Source organism: Actinomadura violacea (assembly GCF_017573465.1).
Taxonomy (GTDB): domain Bacteria; phylum Actinomycetota; class Actinomycetes; order Streptosporangiales; family Streptosporangiaceae; genus Spirillospora; species Spirillospora violacea.
This window is the reverse complement of record NZ_JAGEPF010000013.1, coordinates 83,737-103,715: the sequence shown is the minus strand read 5'-3', so window position 1 is coordinate 103,715 and position 19,979 is coordinate 83,737. Positions and strand designations below refer to the sequence as shown.

The window sequence follows — 19,979 nt, the reverse complement described above, 5'->3', positions numbered from 1 at the left end:
AACCGACCCTCCCGACGAACCGACCCCCGACCGACGAACCGGCACAGCCGACCGAACTGCAACCCCCAGGCGTTTCCCCCGTTCCGCGACTCCCAGGGGTCTCACGACGTGACGGACATGGCGAGCGGGTCCGCGATGGCGCGGCTCACACAGGCCGACCGCGTCTACGTGGGCTGGCGCTACGCGCAGCTGCACCCGGACCCGGGCCCGCCGCCCGGCGTGCCCGAGCCGGCCGAGCGGCCGCCTGCCGGGCCGCCCGCGCGCCGGCCCGGCGAGCACCTGGCGGCGCATCCGCTGCGACTCGCCACCGGTGGCACCCTCGCCGGCGTCGCCCTGTTCCTGGCCTGCGGCATCGCGGGCATGCTGCCGTGGGCGTTCGCGGGCGTGGCGCTGCTGGCCTGCGCGGTCGTCCTCGCCATCACCGGCGGCGCGCTGTGGCGCGACGAGCGGGCCGTCCGGGAGCGGCTCGCCGGCGAGCGGGAGCGCACCGAGCGCGAGCAGGCCCGCCGCGCCCGGGAGCGGGACGCGGCGCAGCGCGCCTACGACGACGCGCGCCGCGAATGGGAGCGGCGGCACCGCGCGTACGAGAGCCAGCGCGAGTGGTACCCGGTCGCGGTCCCGCCCGGCGTCGACCGGGTGGACGTGGTCGGCGGGACGCTCGCCGGCTGGTCCGCCGCCGTCACCACGATGGGCGCGGCGCGGCTCGCGGTCGGCGCCCGGCTGACCGTCATCGACCTGTCGGAGGGCGCGGTCGCGCACGACCTGCTGCGGCTGGCCTCCGACCGCGGCGACGACCCGCTCGTCTGGGTGCTGCCCGCCGACCTGCCGCGCCTGGACATGTCGCGCGGGCTGAGCCCGGAGGCGCTCGCCGACGTGCTGTCGCTGGTGGTCAGCGCCGGCGAGGAGGAGGGCGGCACCCGCGACCTGTCGTTCGACAACGCGATCCTGGAGCGGCTCATCGAGGTGCTCGGCCCGGACGCGACGATCCCGCGGATCACCGCGGCGCTGCGCGTCCTCGCCCAGGTCGGCGACCCGCGCGACGACCTGCGCAAGGGGCTGCTCACCGACGAGCAGCTGGAGCGGGTCGCGACGCTGTTCGGCCGGGACGCCACCGACCGGATCGTGGTGCGCCGCGCGTGGGCGCTGGAGGCGCAGCTGCGCAAGCTGGAGAAGCTCGCGACGGAGCCGGTCGGGCTGCCGCCCTCGCGGCTGCACGTCGTGTCGATGGACCGCCGCGCCGGCGTCCTCACCAACCGCGTCCTCGGCACCTACGTGACGACCGCGCTGACGCACCGGATCCGCGAGTCGCCGCCGGGCGGGCGCTGGGACCACACGCTGTTCCTGTGCGGCGCGGAGAAGCTGCGCGGCGACGTCCTGGACCGGCTCATCGACGCCTGCGAGGCGACCGGGACCGGGCTCGTCCTGCTGTACCGGTCGATCCCGCGGCACGTCCGGGAGCGGCTCGGCCGGCGCGGGCACGCCGCCGTCGGGTTCATGCGGCTCGGCAACCCCGAGGACGCCCGCGTCGCCGCCGAGCACATCGGCACCGACCAGCCGCTGCTCGTCGCGGAGATCACCGACTCGGCGGGCGAGACGCTGTTCGACGTGGCGGGGGAGAGCTACGCCAGCACCGTCGCCTACGCCCGGCCGCGCGGCGACGGCCTCACCGACCCGGTCTGGTCGCCGCTGCCCGCGCCCGCCGCCGACGACTCGGTGCTGGTCGAGGGGATCAGCTCGGCGACCGCGTGGGGCCGGACGGTCACCGCCGGGGGCGCCGCGAAGCAGCGGTTCCGGGAGCTGCTCGTCGAGCCGCCGCAGCTCCAGGAGCTGCCGCCGACCGCGATGGTGTTCACCCATTCCGGGACGGCGGGCCGCCGCATCATGCTGGTCGACGCCAACCCCGGCATCATCACGCTGCCGACCGCGCACTCGATGGAGTTCGAGGAGTACCTGCGCGAGCAGGAGGCCCTCGAACGCGCCGCCGGCGACGAGGCGGCCGGCGAAGGGGAGCCGGACGGCGACCCGGGCGGGCCGGCGGACGCCGAGCCGGAGACGCCGCCGGAGACGCCGCCGGACGCGCCGCCCGCCGCGTCCCCGGCCGCCCCGCGGGCCCGGCACGCGCTGCCGCGCGGCGCCGCGCCCCGCAGTCCCCGGATCGTCCCGCCCCTGAAGCCCAACGGCCGCCACAAGGCCGACCCGCCGGCCTGACCCGCCCTTCGTCGACTTGCGGCGTGTCGGCCTTAAACCCGCCGCCATAAGGACGACACGCCGCAACTCAACGGGGGCGGCGGGGCGGTGGCGCGGTTCGGGGGCGCGGGGAAGGATGGGCGCGTGACGTTCCCCCCTGGTTCCATGCCGCCCGGTATGCCCCCGTACGGACGGGGGGCGGGCGTCCCGCCCGGCCCGCCGCCGCGGATGGGCGGGAGCGGCGGCGACGGGTGGGGCGGCGAGCCGGTGGCGCTGCCGGGGCCCTGGTACCGGATCCAGGCGGTCCCGGCGCCCCAGCGCGGCGCGTCCGCCGAGTGGGACTTCGTCAGCGTGCTGCCCGCCGCGCTGTCGGCAGCGCGCCGCGGTAGGCCGTTCGTCGTCGGATGGCTGTCGGCGGGCGGCGGCGCACCGCTGGAGCTGATCACCAACGCGGGCCCGATCGGCGCGCCCGGCGCTGAGGGGGAGGCGCAGGGCCTGCTGTTCCCGAGCGGCGCCCGCGGCGTCCGGATCGGCGACGGCTGGCTGCGGCAGGCGGCCCGGATGGCGTGGACGCGCTGCCCCGGACGGCTCGCCCCGCAGACCGGCCCGGCCTCGCCGGAGGGCGGCAGGGCGGGGCCCGGCCTGTTCGAGGCGACGCTCGTCACGCTGATGGAGCGGCCGTTCGGCTGGTTCGTGGTCGCCGAGCCGTGCGACGAGCGGCTGATCGACACCGAGATGCGCGAGCTGCACCACGAGCTGCGGATGCTGCGGCGCGGCGAGGACGAGCAGGCCCGGCTCGCCGTCGCCCGCGCCGACCGGCGGCTCGCCGAGCTGGACGCGTTCCGGGAGGCGGGGCTCTGGCAGGTCCGGGTCGTCGCGGGCGCGGCGACGCAGGCGGAGCTGGGGCAGATCGCGCCGGTCCTCGTCGGGTCGATGGAGCTCGGGCACCACCCGTACCGGCTGCGGTCCGGGCACGGCAGCGGCACGTTCGAGGAGATGCTGCGGCCGGGCGCGGAGCCGGCGCCGGTGCGCGCGGCGGCCGAGCCCGAGCAGCGGTTCCCGTTCGTCGCGACGGCGGGCGCGCTCGCGGCGCTCGCCGGGCTGCCGCGCCGCGAGGTGCCGGGCCTGCGCGTCCTGGACGCCGGGTACTTCGACGTGACGTCGGAGACCGACGACCAGGCGCCCGCACGCCCGGAGGCGCGGATCGAGCTGGGCGCGATCCTCGACGGCCAGGACCGGCAGGTCGGCACGTTCACCGTCCCGCGCTCGACGATCAACCGGCACGTGTTCGTGACGGGCGCGACGGGCGCGGGCAAGTCGCAGACCGTCCGGCACCTGCTGGAGCAGCTGACCCGCGCGGGCGTGCCGTGGCTGGCGATCGAGCCGGCGAAGTCGGAGTACGCGGCGATGGCGGGCCGCATCGAGGACCTCGGCGGCCCCGTCACGGTCGTGAACCCGTCCGACCCGGGGTCGGTGCCGCTGTCGGTGAACCCGCTCGCGCCCGAGCCCGGCTACCCGGTGCAGGCGCACATCGACATGGTCCGCGCGCTGTTCCAGGCCGCGTTCGACGCCGAGGAGCCGTTCCCGCAGATCATGGCGCAGGCGCTGCAGCGCGTCTACGAGACCAACGGCTGGGACGTGGTGACCGGCGCGGGCGTTCCCGGCTCGCTGATCGAACCGGCCGTCCCGACGCTTGAGCAGTTGCAGAACGCGGCGCTCCAGGTGATCCAGGACGTCGGGTACGGGCGCGAGCTGATGGCCGACGTGCAGGGCTTCGTGGACGTCCGGCTCCGCTCGCTGCGGATCGGCTCGGCCGGGCGGTTCTTCGAGGGCGGCCATCCCGCCGACATCGGCGGGATGCTGCGCGACAACATCGTCCTGGCCATCGAGGACGTCGCCAACGACGAGGACAAGGCGTTCCTGATGGGCACGCTGATCATCCGGATCGTCGAGCACCTGCGGATGCGCGAGCGGCGCCGCGACCGCTCCGACGGCCCGGCGCTGCGGCACGTCATCGTGATCGAGGAGGCGCACCGGCTGCTGCGCAACCGCGGGCCCGAGCGCGGCAGCTCGCACGCCGTCGAGCTGTTCGCCGGGATGCTCGCGGAGATCCGCGCGTACGGCGAGGGCATCATCGTCGCCGAGCAGATCCCGACCAAGCTCGTCCCCGACGTGATCAAGAACACGGCGCTGAAGGTGGTGCACCGGCTGCCCGCGCACGACGACCGGCACCAGGTCGGCGCGGCGATGAACCTGGACGCCGACCAGTCCCGCGAGGTGGTGTCGCTGCGTCCGGGCGTCGCGGCGGTGTTCGCCGACGGGATGGACCGGCCGCTGCGCGTCCGCGTCCCGCTGGGCGAGGGCCGCGAGGCCGAGCTGCCCGGCCCGCCGCCTCCCGTGGACGGCCGCCGGTCGGCGGCGTGCGGCTGCGAGTGCCGGTCGGGCCGCGCCTGCACCCTCTACGAGCTGCGCGAGGCCGACCTCGTCGCGGGCAACCCGGACTGGGCGTGGCTGCGGCTGTGGGCGGACACCCTCGTCCTCGCGCACGTGGTGAACCGTCCGGTGCCCGCCGTCCCGCCGGAGCTGGCGCGGGCCTGGTCGCGGCTGACGCCGCGGCTGCGCGAGTGCGCGCTCGCGACCGTCCTGGAACGCGCCGTGACCTGCCGGTCATGGGCGTTGCGGACCGGCTACCCGCCGGCCGAGCTGACCGCCACCGCCGCCGGCGCCGCGCAGCGGCTCCTCGGCGGCGGCACGGCAGGCGCGGCGCCCGGCCCGAACTGGGTGATCCCGCAGGTCCGCTGGCTGCACGAGCTCGACCGGCTGTTCCCCTACGGCGCGGGCGCCCCCGACAAGCACGCGCCCGCCCCACCGCTCGACTACCAGCTGCCCGGCCTCAAGCAGCCGCCGCAGCCGAAGCTCGGCCACCGGCTGCGCGCGCTCCGCCGCCACCCGCTGTCCATGGAACTGGACCGCAACCGCCCGCTCGCCCTCACCGCCCTCGAAGGCGACGACGGCCACGCCGCCTTCTACGCCGACCTCGCCGTCGTCGCGATCGGCCTCCCCGAGGACGAGCAGATCGAGGACGCAGCCCGGACGATGCGCGTCGAGGACTGGCTGGAACCCGTGCTGAGCTGGCCGGAACGGTTCGTCGAGCCGTTCGCCGACCCGTCCTCCGGCCTGCCGTTCCTGTCCCGCGACCCCGACCCCGAACCCGGCCCGGGCACCGGCGCCTGAGGATCTCCCCGGCGCCGGGCCGGGATCGCGTCAGATGTTGTCGCCGTCGCGGGCCGGGAGGCCGGCCTGGGAGGCGATGGGCGTCCAGAGGCCGATGAACTCGTTCTTGGCGTCCGACGCCTGCTGGTTCACGCCGGCCACCTCGTCGTCGGACGGGCAGCCGGGCGCGACGTCCAGGTAGCGCTGGTTCGACTCGACCGACGCCCGCAGCGCCCGGACCAGCGCGTCCTTCATCGCGGCGCCGTTGTCGAGCGCGCCGACGTCCAGGCCGTTGGCCTTGTCCAGCTGTGCCTGCCGCTCGTCGTGGATGCGCTGCAGCCCGTCGGTGGTGCAGCCGTCGGCGACGACGGTGCCGAGCTCGGAACGGGTCTGCGCCATGTCGTCCAGCAGGCCGTCGATCACGCCGGCCTGCGCCTTCATGTCGCCGGACGGCGAGGGCGAGCCGGTCGGGCTCTCGTCGTCGGTCGTGACGGGCTGTCCCGACGACGAGGACGCGGGCCCGGCGGCGGACCCGGCCTGCTTGCCCGAGCCGCTCGGCCAGAACACGATCCCGAGCGCGACGACGACGAGGAGCACCACGCCTGCCGCGACGAGGAAGTACAGCGCGGTGTTCTTCTTCGCCGGCGCGGGCGGCTGCCAGATCGCGGGCTCGGCCCACGGCTCCGGCCCTAGCCGCGTCGTCTGCTCGGCCCACGGCTCGGGGCCCAGCGGCGTCGACAGCTCCCCGGACGGCGGCATCGGGCTGGTGCGGTCCGAACCGGGCTGCCACTGCCCGTGCTCCGGCGCGTCCGGGACGGGCGTCCACGGTGGCGGCAGCGGCTCGCCGTAGCCGCCGCCGAACCCGCCGGGCGCGGGCCCGGGAACGTTCGGCGGCACGCCGCCGCCGGGCTTGCCGAACGGGTTCCCGGACGCGGGCGGGACGGGCGGCGCGGGCGGGACGCCGTAGTCGCGCGTCGCCTCGTCGTCCCTGTCGGATCCGTCCCTGGCGGACGCGTCGCGCTCGGTGGCCGCACCGAACTCCGACGGGTCGCGCGACGTCTCGTCGCCCGCGGAGATCGTGTGGCCGGGGCCGTCCGGCGGGGACGGGTGCAGCGGCGCGTTGCAGCGCGTGCAACGGGGGAGCGCCGGATTGGTGTCGCTACCGCAGCCCGGACACCGCATAACCGCCCCTTACCCCGTGAGGTGCATCGGGGACAAGATACTGCGCCGTCCCCGCGAACGGACGCGCCCTCCGCCGGTCGCAACCCGGTTGTGATCGGACGGTCACTCCCGCGCGTAGCGGGGAGATGTGCGGCCGCGGGCGGCTACACACGTCCCCAGTTGCGCACCGGCTGGCCGGTCTTGCGCGCCACCGGGTTCCACAGCGCGACGAACCGCTGCTTGGCCAGCGTCGCGCGCCGCTCGCCCTGAGCGCGCCCCGGCACGTGCGCCGCGTTCGGCTTCGGCTTGCCGTGGCAGTGCGCCTGGCTCTGCGCCCAGTGCAGCAGGAGCTGGTCGACCTGCAGCGACGCCTGCAGCGCCTGCGCCAGCGAGGACCGCAGCTGCTCGCCCTTCGTCAGCTGGCCGACCTTGAGGCCGCGGGTCCGGTTCAGCTGGTTCTGCCGCCGCTGGACGGCGTTCTGGAACCCCTGCACCGCGACCGGCATGTCCTTGCAGCGGCCCGCCCGGCTGAGCGCGCCGGCGAGGACGCGGCGCGCGTCGACGCTCGCGTCCAGCACCGCGCTCATGGCCTGGGCCTGCTGCTTCTCCGCGCTGCTGATCCGCTCGTTCTGCGACACCGGCTTGCTGGACGACTTGCCCGCCTTCGGCGACGCGTCGTCGTCCTTCCCGCCGGACGGCCACACGACGAACGCGACCGCGGCGAGCGCGACGACGACGAGGGCGGCGACGCCGATCAGCAGCGGCTTGCTCGTCCCGCCGCCGGAGCGCCCCGGCCCCTGCGGGTAACCGGGGCCGCCGGGGCCCATCGGGTTCATCTGGCCCATCGGTCCCATCGGGCCGCCCATCGGCATGCCCTGGCCCTGCGGGTCCCCGTATCCGCCGAACCCGCCCGGCCCGCCCGGGCCGCCGGGACCCATCGGGGGAGCGCCCATGACGGACGTACCGCCCGGATCCATCCGGGTCTGGTCGAACCCGCCGCCCGCGCCGAAGTCCATCCGGGTGCGGCCGTCGAGCGGCGCGGCGCCCATCGGCCCGCCGGGCGCGAGCTGCGTCGCGTCCGCGTCCATCATCGCCGGGTCGCCCTGCGGCGGCGCGCCCGCGGCCGGCAGCGGCGCGCCCCATCCCTGGGCGGCGGGCTGCTGCGGCTGCGGGGACCCGTAGACCTGCGTGGCGTCCCCGGCGTCCTGCGGGTCGGGCTTGCGCGGCTGGGCGAACCACGACTCCGGGACGATCGACTCGACGGGCGGCGGCGGCGCGTCCGGGGCGAGCGACCCGCCCCCGAAGCCGCCGGCGGGCGGCAGCGCCGGCGCGGCGGGCGCGGCGCCGAGGGCGGGCTGCTGCCCGGTCCCCTGGCCGTTCACCGGCGCCTGCCCGTTGCCGTTCACCGGCGCGTGCCCGTTCGACTGCCCGTTCGCCTGGCCGTACGCGGGTGCCTGCCCGTTGCCGTTCGGCTGCTCGCCCGCCCACGCGGGCGGCGGCGGCGCGCCGGCACCGCTCCCGTTCGAGTTCCCCACTGCCTGCCCCGCCGCGTTCCCCGCCGCGTTCGCGCCGGGCAGCGAGGGGAGGCCGCCGGTGGGCGTGTAGCCCTCCGCGTCCGGGTCGAACGTCCACGTCGCGGTGGACTCGGGGTCGCCGGGCGGCGCGCTGGCGGGCGCCCACGCCGGCGTCGGCGGCGGCACCATCACGGTCCTCTCACCCATGGCCTTCTCGCCGAGCGCGGCGGCCGGGCCGTCCTGCACCGGCGCCGGCAGCGGCCCGACCGAGTACACGTCGATGGGCGCGTCGCAGTTCGAACACTTGCCGAGCGTCCCGGGCGTGTGAGAACCGCACGTCGGACACTGCATCGCTCTGACCTCGCCTTGTCGCCGCTTGCCACGCTGCGCATTCCGGCCCGCCGGCTCGGGCGGGCAGCCCCTTCCCCGCAAACCGGCAGGGCTCCCGACAAAAGTAGTGGGTGATGTCGTTCGAGGGCGCGTGGATGGGAATCTGGACTCACCGCTGACGGGGTCGCACCGAATCACGACATCTCCGTACGGGTCAAGATTGCCGCCGGTGGTTTACCGGGAACCCTGTGAGACCGCTCACATCTTAGGACGGCCGGCGGCGCGCCGCCGGAGAACCGCGCAGACCGGCCGCGGCGACGGGGCCGCCGCGCCGCGAGCGGTGCGCGCAGCGGCTAGGCTCGGAGCGGTTCAGGGCGCACCCGAGAACAAGACCGCGTAGCTGAACGAGACAGGCGCATCCAGAGAAGACGGAGTCCATGAGCGATCTTCCGCTGCGTTCGCAGCTGGCCGTCGCGCTCGGTCGTACGGCCGCCAAGATGTCCCGGATGGCGGGCCGCGGGGACGGTTCGGTGATCGGCGGGCGGGTCGGCCTGCGCCTCGACCCCGAGCTGCTCACCCGCCTCGCCAAGGACCGCAAGCTCGTCCTCGTCAGCGCCACCAACGGCAAGACGACGACGACCCGGCTGATCACCTCGGCGATGACCCCGCTGGGCGAGGTCGCCACCAACGCGTTCGGCGCGAACATGCCCACCGGGCACGTGTCCGCGCTCGCCTCCGCGCCCACCGCCCGCTACGGCGTGCTGGAGTGCGACGAGAAGTACGTCCCGATGGTGCTGAAGGAGACCGGCGCGAACCTCGTCGCGCTGATGAACCTCAGCCGCGACCAGATGGACCGCGCCGGCGAGATCTGGCAGCTGGCCGGCAAGTGGCGGCGCGCGCTGGAGGCGTCGCCGAACAGCCACGTCATCGCCAACTGCGACGACCCGCTGGTCACCTGGGGCGCGTCGTCGGCCAAGAGCGTCACCTGGGTCGCCGCGGGCCAGCACTGGCGCGAGGACTCCTGGTGCTGCCCCGAGTGCGGCGGCCCCCTCGACCGGCAGGACACCGACGAGGACAGCGACTGGGCGTGCCGGCAGTGCCACTTCCGCCGCCCCCGCCCCGACTGGGCGCTGCGCGGCGACCAGATCACCGGCCCGGACGGCCGCGCGTTCTCGCTGGACCAGCTGTCCCTGCCGGGCCGCGCCAACCGGTCGAACGCGCTGGTCGCGCTCGCGGTCGTCGCGCAGTTCGGCGTCCCGCCCGAGCAGGCCCTGCCGCTGCTGGCGCAGGTCAGGTCGGTCGCCGGCCGCTACACCACCGTCGAGCACGAGGGCCGCACGCTGCGGCTGCTGCTGTCGAAGAACCCGGCCGGCTGGCTGGAGGCGTTCGACGTGCTGCAGCCCGCGCCGGGCCCCGTCGCCCTGTCGATCAACGCGCAGGGCCCCGACGGCCGCGACACGTCCTGGCTGTGGGACGTCGACTACCGCATCCTGCGCGGCCGCCCCGTGTGGGTCGCCGGCGAGCGCCGCGTCGACCTCGCCGCCCGGCTGGAGGCCGCCGACGTGCGGTTCACCATGGTGGACGACTTCGACCAGGCCGTCATGGCGGTGCCGCCCGGGCACCTGGACGTGATCGCCAACTACACCGCCTTCCAGAGCATCCGAACGAGGTACGGCCGTGTCGTCTGACCGCATCAAGATCGTCTGGATCTACCCGGACCTGCTCAGCACCTACGGCGACCAGGGCAACACGATCGTCCTGGAGCGGCGGGCGGCGCTGCGCGGCATCCCCACCGAGACCATCACCCTGCGCTCGGACGAGCCCGTCCCCGCCGACGGCGACATCTACCTGCTCGGCGGCGGCGAGGACCGGCCGCAGATCCTCGCCGCGCAGCGGCTGCTCGGCGACGGCGGCCTCGCCCGCGCCGTGCAGTCCGGCGCGGTGGTGTTCGGGGTGTGCGCCGGCTACCAGATCCTCGGCCACGAGTTCGGCGGCGAGGAGGGCCAGCCGGTCCGCGGCCTCGGCCTGCTCGACATCCGGTCCGGGCGCGGCGAGCAGCGCGCGGTCGGCGAGATCGCGGGGGACGTCGCGGCGGAGCTGAACGTGCCGCGCATCACCGGCTTCGAGAACCACCAGGGCGCCACGCGGCTCGGCCCGAACGCCCGGCCGTTCGCGAAGGTCCTGCACGGCATCGGCAACGGCGACGGCTTCGAGGGCGCCTACGCGGGCCACGTCCTCGGCACCTACATGCACGGCCCGGCGCTCGTCCGCAACCCGGGCCTGGCCGACCTGCTGCTGCGCTGGGCGGTGGGCGCCGAGCTGCAGCCGATCGACGACTCCTGGGCGGGCCGCCTCCGCGAGGAGCGCCTCGCCGCCGTCCTCGGCTGACCCAGCCGCCGACTTTGGTCGGCGGCGATCCGGTGAACGTTCGGTCAGGGGGCTGGCGGCGCCCCCGGCCGGCTGCCACCGTGGCGATCATGATCTGCTGCCGTCCGAGCCGCCGCGACCTGCTGCGCTGGAGCGCCGTCGTGGCGGGGGCGGGGCTGCTGCCCGCCCTCGACCCGCCCTCCGCGCGCGCCGCCGGCGCCGCCCGTCCGGTGAACCTCGAACTGGTGACGCTGACCGAGACGTCCGCCGTCCTCACCTGGTACACCGGCGTGCCCGGCACGGACGACGGGCTGGGGCGCATGCGGCCCGCGCCCGCCGACGCCGAGGTGCTCTTCGGGACGCACCCGTCCCGCCTCACCCGGACGGCGCACGGACCGTCCGGCACGCCGTACCACTACGTCGAGCTCACTGGTCTGGAGCCGGGCCGCACCTATTACTACAAGGCGCGGTCCAATGGGCTCGCCGCCGCCGCGACCGGGCTCGCGGGCGGCCAGGCCGCGGGCGCCCCGCAGGGGGACGTGTTCGCGTTCACCACGCCGCAGCCGCCGCCCGGCAGGCATCTGTTCTCCATCGCGCTCTGCAACGACCTGCATCTCGGTGAGACGGTCGCCGGGCTCATCGGGCAGCTTCCGTGGATCAAGGGGATCTCGCAGGTGCCGGGGCACCCGCCGTACCCGGAGATCATGGCGAGGGCGCTGATCGCGGACGCCCGCGCCCGCGGCGCCGAGCACCTCCTCGCCGCCGGGGACGTCTCCAGCGAGGCCGCCCCGGCCGACCTGCGGAACGCGAAAGGCATTCTCGACACGTTCGGCACCTATACGCGGGACTATCTCGTCACCCGCGGCAACCACGACCGCGCCCACGAAGGCGCCGCGTATTCGACCTGTACGGTCGGCCGGTACCAGGGCAACGACTGCTTCCAGGACGCCTTCTTCCCGTCCGGTCCCAGCCATTTCGCCCGCGAGCTGCGCGGCCTTCGCGTCATCGGCCTCGACACCTATGACAAGCCGGGCGACGGCGGCGACTCCGGCGGCCTGTCCGCCGAACAGCGGTCCTGGTTCGAGGCCGAACTCAAGAAGGACCCGGACCGCCCCACGCTCGTCTTCGGGCACCACCCGCTCTTCACCGAGAACGACCCGCTGTCGGTCACCGGCGCCCATTCCCTCGACGCCGGCCAATCGCTGGGCATTCTCGGCGCCTACGCCCGCACTCCCGGCGTCTTCCTGCACCACGCGGGCCATACGCACCGGAACCAGCGGTCGGTGTTCCCGCTCGCGCCCAGGGTCGTCCAGCAGGAGGTCGGCGCCGTCAAGGAGTATCCCGGCGGCTTCACGCTGCTGCGCGTCCACAGCGGCGGGTACGCGCTGAACTTCTACAAGACGCGCAGCCCGGAGGCGCGGGCGTGGAGCGAGCGGAGCCGGCAGGAACTGTCCGGGCTCTGGCCGCAGCTGTCGCTCGGGAACCGGGTGTCCGACCGCAATTCCGTCGTCGCCCGCGACCTGTCCGGGCTCGGCTGACCCGGGATCGTGGCGGCTGCGTGAACGTTCGGTGACGCGCCTCCCGGAATGGTCCGCCCGCACGTACGCTGGCCCTGCTGGCGACGTTCTCGGGGGATCCCGTGCGGAAACGCGGTTGGACGAGCCGGATGGACGAGGCGTCCGGCAGGGCGGTGATCGGCGTCGCCGTTGTCGCGGGCGTCGCGGTGCTTCTCGCATTGCTGGCCTGCGTGGTGCTGGTCATCGCCGGAATCGTCCACGCGCTGATCCCGTACTGGCCTTATGTGCTGGCGGCTTTCGGCGTTCTGGTCGTCCTGCCGATGGCGGTCAGCCTCCTGCTGGACACCGACCGTCCGTCGAAACGGAAAGCGCCGTCCGGGCCGATGACCTCGGGGCCGTCCAGGCCGGTGGCGTCGGGGCCGTCCAGGGCGCTGACGGACGAGCCGTTCGGCCCGGCGTCCTGGGAAGGCGCCCGCCCGGTGATCAGCCGGCCCGGTGGGACGTCGATCGACTGGCACAGCGCGACTTCCTACAGTTGCCGCCGCTGCGGTCACAACTGGACGTCCCACGGGAACGGGCAGGGAAGCTGCTGGGTGGAGGGGCCGCCCTACACGACCCAGACCACCATCGGCTGGGAGGACAGCATCATCCAGACCGAGAGCGGCACCCCGTGCGGGTGCAGCAAGTACGAGGGAGTCGAGCCGCGGTGACGTGGCTGCGGCGGATCGACGAGGCGCTGGGATGGCTGCTTCGCCGGCTCGTGGTCATCGTGGTCGTGGCGGGCGTGCTGGGCCTGCTCGCCTCCGTCGCCCTGATCGTGGCCGGACTGTTCCGGATCTCCCCGCTGATCGCGTTCGGAGCCGTCGGCGTGGTCGCGCTGCTGTTCTACGTGGCGCGCAACACCGAAGGCGGCGGCCCGTACGAACCCGGATGACCGGGCGCCCGGTGCCGGCCGCGGTGACTCAGGTGGAACCGGCCTTCCGGGCCCGCCGCTGGGCACGGGTGGCCAACAGGGTCAGCGCGGCCGTGGTGGTCCCGGCGATGGCGGCGATCAGCCACAACCAGTTCGGGCCGTCGTGGTCGGACGCCCACTGCACGGTGACCAGCGTCAGGATCAACAGCGCAGCGGCCGCCGTCCCGGTGGCGCGCGCGCGTTTCTCGGACAAGGCGATCGCGTCCGCCCGCACCGGGTCCGTCACCCGCTTGCGGTGCTCCCGGAGCCACAGGGCCGGGTCGTCGACCCGCTGGGCGCCCGCCGCGACGAGCCGGTCGGCGGCGTCCCCCGGATCGGCGGCCCGCAGGAGCACCCCGTCGAGCCGCCCGCCCTCCGCGGACCGGGACGCGCGGTACCCGAACGGCAGCGGCGAGTTCGGCGCGATCGCGGCGAGCAGCCGCAGCGGCGGGACGCGCTGCGGGGTGGTGAAGAGCAGCAGCGTCGTCGGACGGGTGAGCGGGCCGGTCGTGGACAGGTAGGGGGCGACGACCGGTTCGGCGTGGACGTCCCCGGCCTTCTGGAGGGCCGTCCGCGGCGAGGTCAGGTCGACGACGCCGACCTCGGACATCGGCACCCGCCAGGGGCGCCGGCCGAAGTACGCGGGCAGCCGGAGCGCCAGCTCGCCGCCGGTGCCGCGCAGGTACGCCCCGCGGGCGAGCCGGTACGTCCTCAGCCGGACCTGCGGCACCTCTGACATGGGACTTCCTCCTCGGGGGCGTGCGCACCAATGATGCACCGGCGCGCGGACCTGGCCGTCCATGGGGTGCCTCAGCGTCGCGCCGTTCGGGACGCGCAGGGCACGGCGAGGGCGGGCGTTCGCATGGCGCCGGAGCTGCGGGGGCGCGTAGCGTGCGCGCGTGATCGTTGTACCGGACGTGTTCGCGCGGCAGACGGTGGAGCGCGAAGGGGAGGCGGGCGCGGCGTGGCTGGCCGAGCTGCCCGCGATCGTGGACGCGCTGCTCGCGCGCTGGGGATGTGCGCCGGACGGCGAGGTCATGCACGGCGGCGTCGGGGTCATCGTGCCGGTGCGGCGGCCGGGCGGGGAGGCGGCCGTGCTGAAGGTGTCGTTCCCGCATCCGGGCAACGTCCATGAGCCGGACGCGTTCGCGGCGTGGGGCGGGCGCGGGGCGGTGCTGCTGCATGAGCGGGACGACGGCCGGTTCGCGATGCTGCTGGAGCGGGCCTGGACGTCGTTGCGGGCGGTCGAGGACGACGACGAGGTGATGCGGATCGCCGGACGGGTCGCGCGGCGGCTGGCCGTCCCGGCGCCGCCGGGCCTGCCGCGGCTGCGGGACCGGGCGGACGCGTGGGAGGAGCAGCTGGCGGAGGACGCGCGGAACCTGCCGCACAGGCTGGGCCGGGGTGTGCTGGACGCGGCGGTGGCGACGGTGCGGGAGCTCGGGCGGGTTCAGCCGGACATGCTCGTCCACGGCGACCTGCATCCCGGGAACATCCTGCGCGGCGATCGCGAGCCGTGGTTGGCCGTGGATCCGAAGGGCTGCGTCGGGGATCCCGCCTTCGACGCCGGCGCGTTGCTGAAGGCGCGGGTCCCGGCGTTTATGCAGGCCGGCGACCTGGACAAGGCCGTCAACCGGGCGATGGACGTGTTCGCGGAGGCGGCGGAGCTGGACCGGGAACGGGTGCGGCGGTGGGCCGTGCTGCACGCCGTCCGGGGTGTGTTCTGGGCGCGCAGGCACGGGTTCCGGGTGGCCCGGGGCGGGCCGGAGCTGGAGCGGATCATCGGTGTGGCGGAGCGTCTCGCGGAGCTGCTCGCGGCCGGGTCACCGTTGGGGCGGCCAGCCGGCCAGGGGCAGCGGGCCGCGGCTGAGGACGGTGCGGATGGCGAAGGTGCTGCGCGCGTCGCGGACGGGGCCGATGGCGAGGATCTCGTCGAGGAGCACCTGCTCGTAGGCGGCGAGGTCGGGCACGGCCACCTCGACGAGGAAGTCGGCCTCGCCGGAGACGACGTAGCAGGCGACGACGGCCGGGATGGCGGTGAGCGCGGCCTCGATCGTCCGGGACGTCTCGCGTGAGTGCTGGTCGACCTTCAGGGCGATGAAGACGGTGAGGCCGAGGCCGAGCCGGCCGCGGTCGAGTTCGGCGCGGTATCCCGCGATGACGCCGTCGTCCTCCAGCGCCTTGGTGCGGCGCAGGCAGGAGGAGGGGGAGAGGCGGACGTCCTCGGCGAGGTCGACGTTGGCGGTGCGGCCGTGCTGCTGGAGGCGGTCGAGGATGGCGCGATCGATGCGGTCGTAACCCTGTTGCGGCATGGAACGCAGGTTAATCGACCAGTTTCGGCACAGCGTTGCGTTCGCAAGGCCGTACAGGCCAGAACGTGCCATCGCGTGCCGCGCATTTCGGGCGATGCTCCTGGCATGACTTCGGACCGGAACGATCTGTCCACGCTCGGCGCCACCGCCCTGTACGTCGGTGCTCTGCTCGGCCCCAGCCTGCTGCTTCTGCCGGGCCTGGCGGCGCGGGCCGCCGGGCCCGCCTCCCTGCTGGCCTGGGGCGGCCTGCTGGTGCTGTCCGGCCTGATCGCGATCGTGTTCAGCCGTCTCGGCGCCACCGTGGGGTCGACGAGCGGTGTCGCTGGCTATGCGGCCGCCGGGCTCGGGCCGTGGGCCGGGCGCGCGGCCGCGTGGTGCTTCCTCGGCGGGGTCGTCACCGGGGCGCCCGTGGTGTGCCTCATCGGCGGCGCGTACGTGGCGGAGCTGCTGCGGGCGGGGCACCGGACCGCGTTCGCGGCGGCCGGGGTGCTGCTGGTGATGGTGCTGGCGATACGCCTGGCCGGGGCGAGAACGGGCGTGCGACTCCAGCTGGTGCTGGTCGCGGTGCTGGTCGCGCTGGTGGTGCTCGCCGTCGGCGGTGCGGCGCCGTCGGCGCGGTCGGCGTACTGGCATCCGTTCGCGCCGCATGGCTGGGGCTCGATCGTCCGCGCTGCGTCGCCGCTGATGCTGGCGTTCGTTGGCTGGGAAGCCGCGGCTCCGCTGACGGCGCGGCTGCGGAATCCGCGGCGGCAGCTGCCGCGGGTCGTGGGAGCCGCGTTCGCCGTGACCGCCGTCCTCTACCTGGCGCTGGCCGCCGCCACGGTCGGGGTGCTGGGACCGCGGGCGGGGAGTTCCGTGCCGGTGGCGGCCCTGCTGGAGGTCGCGGTCGGGGAGAGCGGGCGGGCCATCGCCGCGGTCGGCGCGGTCGTCCTGACGCTGGCCGCGACCAACGCCTACCTGACGGGCGCGACGGCGATGGCGTCGGCCTTGTGGCGGCCCGCGGGGACGGGGGAGAAGCGGCCCGCCGGCCTCGTCGCCGCGATCGCCGCGACCGGCGGGCTGCTGCTCGGCCTGGCCGGCAGCGGCCTGGTCGGCACCGCGCAGTTCGTCGCCGTCCCGACCGCGCTGTTCCTCGCCGTCTACCTGGGCTGCATGGGCGCGGCGGTCCGGATGCTGCGCGGGCCGGTCCGGGTGGCGGCGGTCGTCGCGTGCCTCGCGGTCGTCCAGCTGCTGCTGTTCTCCGGGTGGGCGGCGCTGCTCGCCGCCGCGGTCGCGGTGACGGCGGCGGCGAGCGGGGGCGTCCGCCGTTCAGTCCTTCAGCGCGGGCGCGGCCGCGGCGGACGCGTCATGCGGGACGGCGCGTGAGGGCCTCCGGCCGGTGCCGAGCGCCAGGAGCAGCGCGCCGGCGGTCAGTGCGACGCCGAACCAGACGACGCTGGTGACGCCGAGGTTGTCGGCGAGCTGCCCGCCGAAGAGCGCGCCGAGGGCGATGGAGGTGTTGTAGGCCATGGTGTTGAGCGACATCGCCGCCTCGAACGTCTCGGGCGCGGCGGCGAGGGTCATGTTGACCTGGGACAGCTGGACGACGCCGAAGGACAGCCCCCACAGGACCAGGGCGACGACCGCGCCGGCCTTGCCGTCGCCGAACGCGAGGAGCAGCAGCAGGGACGCGACGAGTCCGATGCTGCCGGTGACGAAGCTGCCGCGCAGGCTCTTGTTCACGGTGTGGCCGGCGATGAAGTTCCCGGCGGCGCCGCCGATCCCGAAGACGATCAGTACCGCGGTGATGAAGAGGGGCGCGGCGGACGTGTGGTCCTCCAGGAACGGCCGCACGAACGTGTACGCGCCGAAGTGCCCGAGGACGAACAGCACGACGATGAACAGCACCGTCCGCAGCGGCGCGTTCCGGAGCGGCAGCCCGAACACCTCGCGGACGGAGACGGCGTTCGCCGAGGGCAGCGACGGCACGGCGGCGGCGACCGCGGCGAACACCAGTAGGCTGAGGCCGGACCAGATGAGGAACGTGGTCCGCCAGCTGGTGAGGTCCTCCAGGAGGGTGCCCAGCGGGATGCCGACCACGGTGGCGATCGAGATGCCGGACATGACGATCGCCGACGCCCGGCTCGCGTGCCGCTCCGGGACGAGCCGCATCGCCATGCTCACGCCGATGGCCCAGAACACGCCGCTGGCGAAGCCCATGACGAGCCGCGTCGTCAGGACCAGCGGGAAGCTCGGCGCGATGGCGGTGACGAGGTTGCCGAGGGTGAGGACGGCCAGCAGCGTGGACAGCAGGACGCGCCGGTCGACGCGGCGGGTCCAGGCGACGATGAACGTGACGCCGAGGCCGGCGGAGACGCCGTAGAGGGTGACCATCAGCGCGGCGACGCCGACGGGGACGTCCAGGCTGGTGCCGAGCGGGGTGAGCAGGCCGACGGGCATCAGCTCGGTGGTGAGGAAGGTGAAGAGGCTGGCCGTGATCGCGGCCACGCCCAGCCAGGCCCGCAGGATCGAGTGCGGGCGCGCGTCGGTGGAGGACATCCGAAAAACCTCTCAACGTTGAAATGTTCAACGTCGAGGAAGGTAACCCGGTGATACCTTCATGTCAAACAGTTCAACGTTGAGGAGAATTAGGTGGGGCGTGACGCCGTCGACCTCGTTCTGGAGCAGTGGGCCCGCGCGCGCCCTGACATCGACGCCTCGCCCATGGGCGTGCTCGGCCGCCTGACCCGGGTGACCCGCATCGCCGAGCGCGAACTCAAGGCGCTGTTCGCCGAGTTCGGGCTGGAGCGCGGCGAGTTCGACGTCCTCGCCACCCTCCGGCGGGCGGGCACGCCCGGCGGCATGACGGCGGGCACGCTCGCCCGCTCGTCGATGGTGACCTCGGGCGCCGTCACGAACCGGCTCGACCGGCTCGTCGCCAAGGGCTACGTGACGCGCGACGTCGACCCCGGCAACCGGCGCAGCGTCATCGTCGACCTCACGCCCGCCGGCCGCGACCTCATCGACCGCGCCGTCGTCGCGCACGTCGAGAACGAGCGGCGCATCCTCGCCGCGCTCGACCGGGACCAGCAGGACGGGCTCGCCGCGCTCCTGCGCACGCTGCTGCTCGGCCTCGGCGACGAGTCCGGCGCGCCGGACGGGCCCTAGGAGTCCAGCCAGGCGGCGATGTCCTCGATCACGGCGGGGTCGACGTGCTGGGGGCGGTCGTAGCCGGCGGGCGTCGACGGCCCGGTGCCCGGGAAGAACAGGTGGTCGTCGGCGTCGTGTATGCGGACGGTGACGTCGGGACGATCGGCCAGGGCCGCCCGCCAGCGGGACAGGTCGTCCTCGACGGTGACCTGGTAGTCGCGTCCGCCTTGCAGGATCAGCATGGGTTTGCGCACGTCGACGGCGGTCGCCACGGGATCGTAGGCGCGCATGTCCAGCCAGTACGGGGCGGAGAGGCCGAAGGGGAGGTCCGCCGCCGGCGTCCCGGGGGACAGGTGCGGGTCGGCGACCCTCGCGGCCTGCCGGGCGATGGCCTCGACGGCGGCGTCCGCGTCCGGGCCGGGCGTCAGGGACGCGAGGTGGCGCGTCACCCGGACGGCGGCCTCGTGCATCGGCTGCGCGTCCCCCGCCATGATCACCAGGCCGGCGACGGACGGGTCGGCGGCGGCGACGCGCGGCGCCGCCTTCCCGCCCATGCTGTGGCCGAGGACGAAGACCCGCGCGCCGTCCACGCCCGGCTCGGCGCGCAGCAGGCGGGCGGCGGCGACGGCGTGCGGGACGTACTCGTCCGCCATGGTGAAGCCGGGGCCGGCGGCGACCTCGGCGGGGTGGGCGTGCGTCGCCTTGTCGAAGCGCAGCACGGCGACGCCCCTGGTGGCGAGGCCCCAGGCGAGGTCCTTGAGCGGCTTGTTGGGGCCGCTGGTGGCGTCGCGGTCGAACGGTCCGCCGCCGCTGAGCAGGACGGCGCCCGGGCGCGGCCCGTCCCCGCGCGGCAGGGTCAGCGTCCCGGGGACGGCCAGGGGCCCGTCGCCGACGGTGACCTCGCGCTCCTCGAACGCGGACGGATCGGCGTAGGGCGGCGGGCTCCACGGCGCGGCGGCGCCGCCGGGCGCTAGGCGGAACCCGTTCAGCAGGCCGGCGCCGTCCACCGACATGACGACGGTCAGCGCCCCGCGCGCACACTCGACGGGGACGCTCACCCGGACCAGGTCCGTGCCGAGCGGCTCGTCCGCCGGGTCCCCGATCGCGGTCACTGCGCCGTGGCGCGCGATCTCCTCCGTCCACGCGACGCGCAGCGCCCCGGCCGGCACGACGGCCCGCAGTGGCGCCGCGAACAGCGCCTCGACCTCGGCGAACCGCCCGTCCCGCAGCGACCGGACGACCCTGGCCGCGACGGCCCCCGCGTCTCCCATCCCGACTCCTCTCAATTTTGAGAAAG

The 19,979-nt window shown here is 75.0% G+C and carries 15 protein-coding genes and 1 pseudogene; 10 read left to right on the top strand and 6 right to left on the bottom strand.

Annotated features, from left to right (window positions below):
* Positions 1-117 precede the first annotated feature (117 nt).
* Positions 118-2,208 (top strand): hypothetical protein, encoded by a 2,091-nt coding sequence (locus tag J4709_RS21660; RefSeq protein ID WP_208243543.1) that lies wholly within the window; start codon positions 118-120, stop codon positions 2,206-2,208.
* A 123-nt stretch (positions 2,209-2,331) separates the two neighbouring features.
* Entirely contained in the window at positions 2,332-5,421 is a 3,090-nt protein-coding gene (locus J4709_RS21655) for an ATP-binding protein (RefSeq protein WP_307801413.1), read from the top strand.
* Between the two features lie 30 nt (positions 5,422-5,451).
* Here J4709_RS21655 and J4709_RS21650 read toward each other — a convergent pair whose 3' ends face one another.
* Both J4709_RS21650 and J4709_RS54810 read right to left on the bottom strand, forming a co-directional pair.
* Complete coding sequence (locus J4709_RS21650) at positions 5,452-6,582, bottom strand: flagellin family protein (protein WP_208243541.1); 1,131 nt, start codon at positions 6,580-6,582, stop codon at positions 5,452-5,454.
* 143 nt (positions 6,583-6,725) lie between these two features.
* Positions 6,726-8,426 carry a hypothetical protein gene (locus J4709_RS54810; protein ID WP_208243539.1) on the bottom strand — a complete coding sequence of 567 codons (1,701 nt, stop codon included), beginning with the start codon at positions 8,424-8,426 and terminating at the stop codon, positions 6,726-6,728.
* A gap of 416 nt (positions 8,427-8,842) precedes the next feature.
* On the opposite strand from J4709_RS54810, the gene J4709_RS21640 reads away from it, so the two are divergent.
* The 5 genes from J4709_RS21640 (at position 8,843) to J4709_RS21620 (ending at position 13,223) form a co-directional block, all read left to right on the top strand.
* Positions 8,843-10,093 carry a MurT ligase domain-containing protein gene (locus tag J4709_RS21640; protein WP_208243537.1) on the top strand — a complete coding sequence of 417 codons (1,251 nt, stop codon included), beginning with the start codon at positions 8,843-8,845 and terminating at the stop codon, positions 10,091-10,093.
* Positions 10,083-10,793 carry a type 1 glutamine amidotransferase gene (locus tag J4709_RS21635; RefSeq protein ID WP_208243536.1) on the top strand — a complete coding sequence of 237 codons (711 nt, stop codon included), beginning with the start codon at positions 10,083-10,085 and terminating at the stop codon, positions 10,791-10,793. The genes J4709_RS21640 and J4709_RS21635 overlap by 11 nt, the downstream gene beginning before the upstream one ends.
* A gap of 89 nt (positions 10,794-10,882) precedes the next feature.
* A complete protein-coding gene (locus J4709_RS21630) occupies positions 10,883-12,310 on the top strand; it encodes a purple acid phosphatase family protein (protein ID WP_232383877.1) in 1,428 nt (475 codons plus the stop codon).
* 101 nt (positions 12,311-12,411) lie between these two features.
* On the top strand, positions 12,412-12,999 hold the full coding sequence (locus J4709_RS21625) for a hypothetical protein (RefSeq protein ID WP_208243531.1): 588 nt from the start codon (positions 12,412-12,414) through the stop codon (positions 12,997-12,999).
* The gene (locus tag J4709_RS21620; protein ID WP_208243529.1) at positions 12,996-13,223 is read left to right on the top strand and encodes a hypothetical protein; all 228 of its coding nucleotides are present in this window, start codon (positions 12,996-12,998) and stop codon (positions 13,221-13,223) included. Before J4709_RS21625 ends, J4709_RS21620 begins: the two co-directional genes overlap by 4 nt.
* Before the next feature lie 28 nt (positions 13,224-13,251).
* Here J4709_RS21620 and J4709_RS21615 read toward each other — a convergent pair whose 3' ends face one another.
* Positions 13,252-13,980: a hypothetical protein gene (locus J4709_RS21615; protein ID WP_208243526.1), complete on the bottom strand. Its 729-nt coding sequence runs from the start codon at positions 13,978-13,980 to the stop codon at positions 13,252-13,254.
* Positions 13,981-14,140: 160 nt separating this feature from the next.
* Here J4709_RS21615 and J4709_RS53460 point away from each other — a divergent pair.
* Positions 14,141-14,971 (top strand): annotated as a pseudogene (locus J4709_RS53460) (aminoglycoside phosphotransferase family protein); the annotation flags it as partial.
* A 93-nt stretch (positions 14,972-15,064) separates the two neighbouring features.
* Here J4709_RS53460 and J4709_RS21610 read toward each other — a convergent pair.
* Entirely contained in the window at positions 15,065-15,553 is a 489-nt protein-coding gene (locus J4709_RS21610; protein WP_208243524.1) for an Lrp/AsnC family transcriptional regulator, read from the bottom strand.
* A gap of 105 nt (positions 15,554-15,658) precedes the next feature.
* Here J4709_RS21610 and J4709_RS21605 point away from each other — a divergent pair, with 105 nt between their 5' ends.
* The gene (locus tag J4709_RS21605; RefSeq protein ID WP_208243522.1) at positions 15,659-16,918 is read left to right on the top strand and encodes an APC family permease; all 1,260 of its coding nucleotides are present in this window, start codon (positions 15,659-15,661) and stop codon (positions 16,916-16,918) included.
* Here the strand turns inward: J4709_RS21605 and J4709_RS21600 are convergent.
* On the bottom strand, positions 16,862-18,091 hold the full coding sequence (locus J4709_RS21600; RefSeq protein ID WP_208243520.1) for an MFS transporter: 1,230 nt from the start codon (positions 18,089-18,091) through the stop codon (positions 16,862-16,864). The genes J4709_RS21605 and J4709_RS21600 overlap by 57 nt on opposite strands.
* A 93-nt stretch (positions 18,092-18,184) precedes the next feature.
* Here J4709_RS21600 and J4709_RS21595 point away from each other — a divergent pair, with 93 nt between their 5' ends.
* Positions 18,185-18,700 carry a MarR family winged helix-turn-helix transcriptional regulator gene (locus J4709_RS21595; RefSeq protein WP_307801412.1) on the top strand — a complete coding sequence of 172 codons (516 nt, stop codon included), beginning with the start codon at positions 18,185-18,187 and terminating at the stop codon, positions 18,698-18,700.
* On the opposite strand, the gene J4709_RS21590 is transcribed toward J4709_RS21595, so the two are convergent.
* Entirely contained in the window at positions 18,697-19,953 is a 1,257-nt protein-coding gene (locus J4709_RS21590) for an alpha/beta hydrolase (protein WP_208243518.1), read from the bottom strand. The genes J4709_RS21595 and J4709_RS21590 overlap by 4 nt on opposite strands.
* Positions 19,954-19,979: the final 26 nt, after the last annotated feature.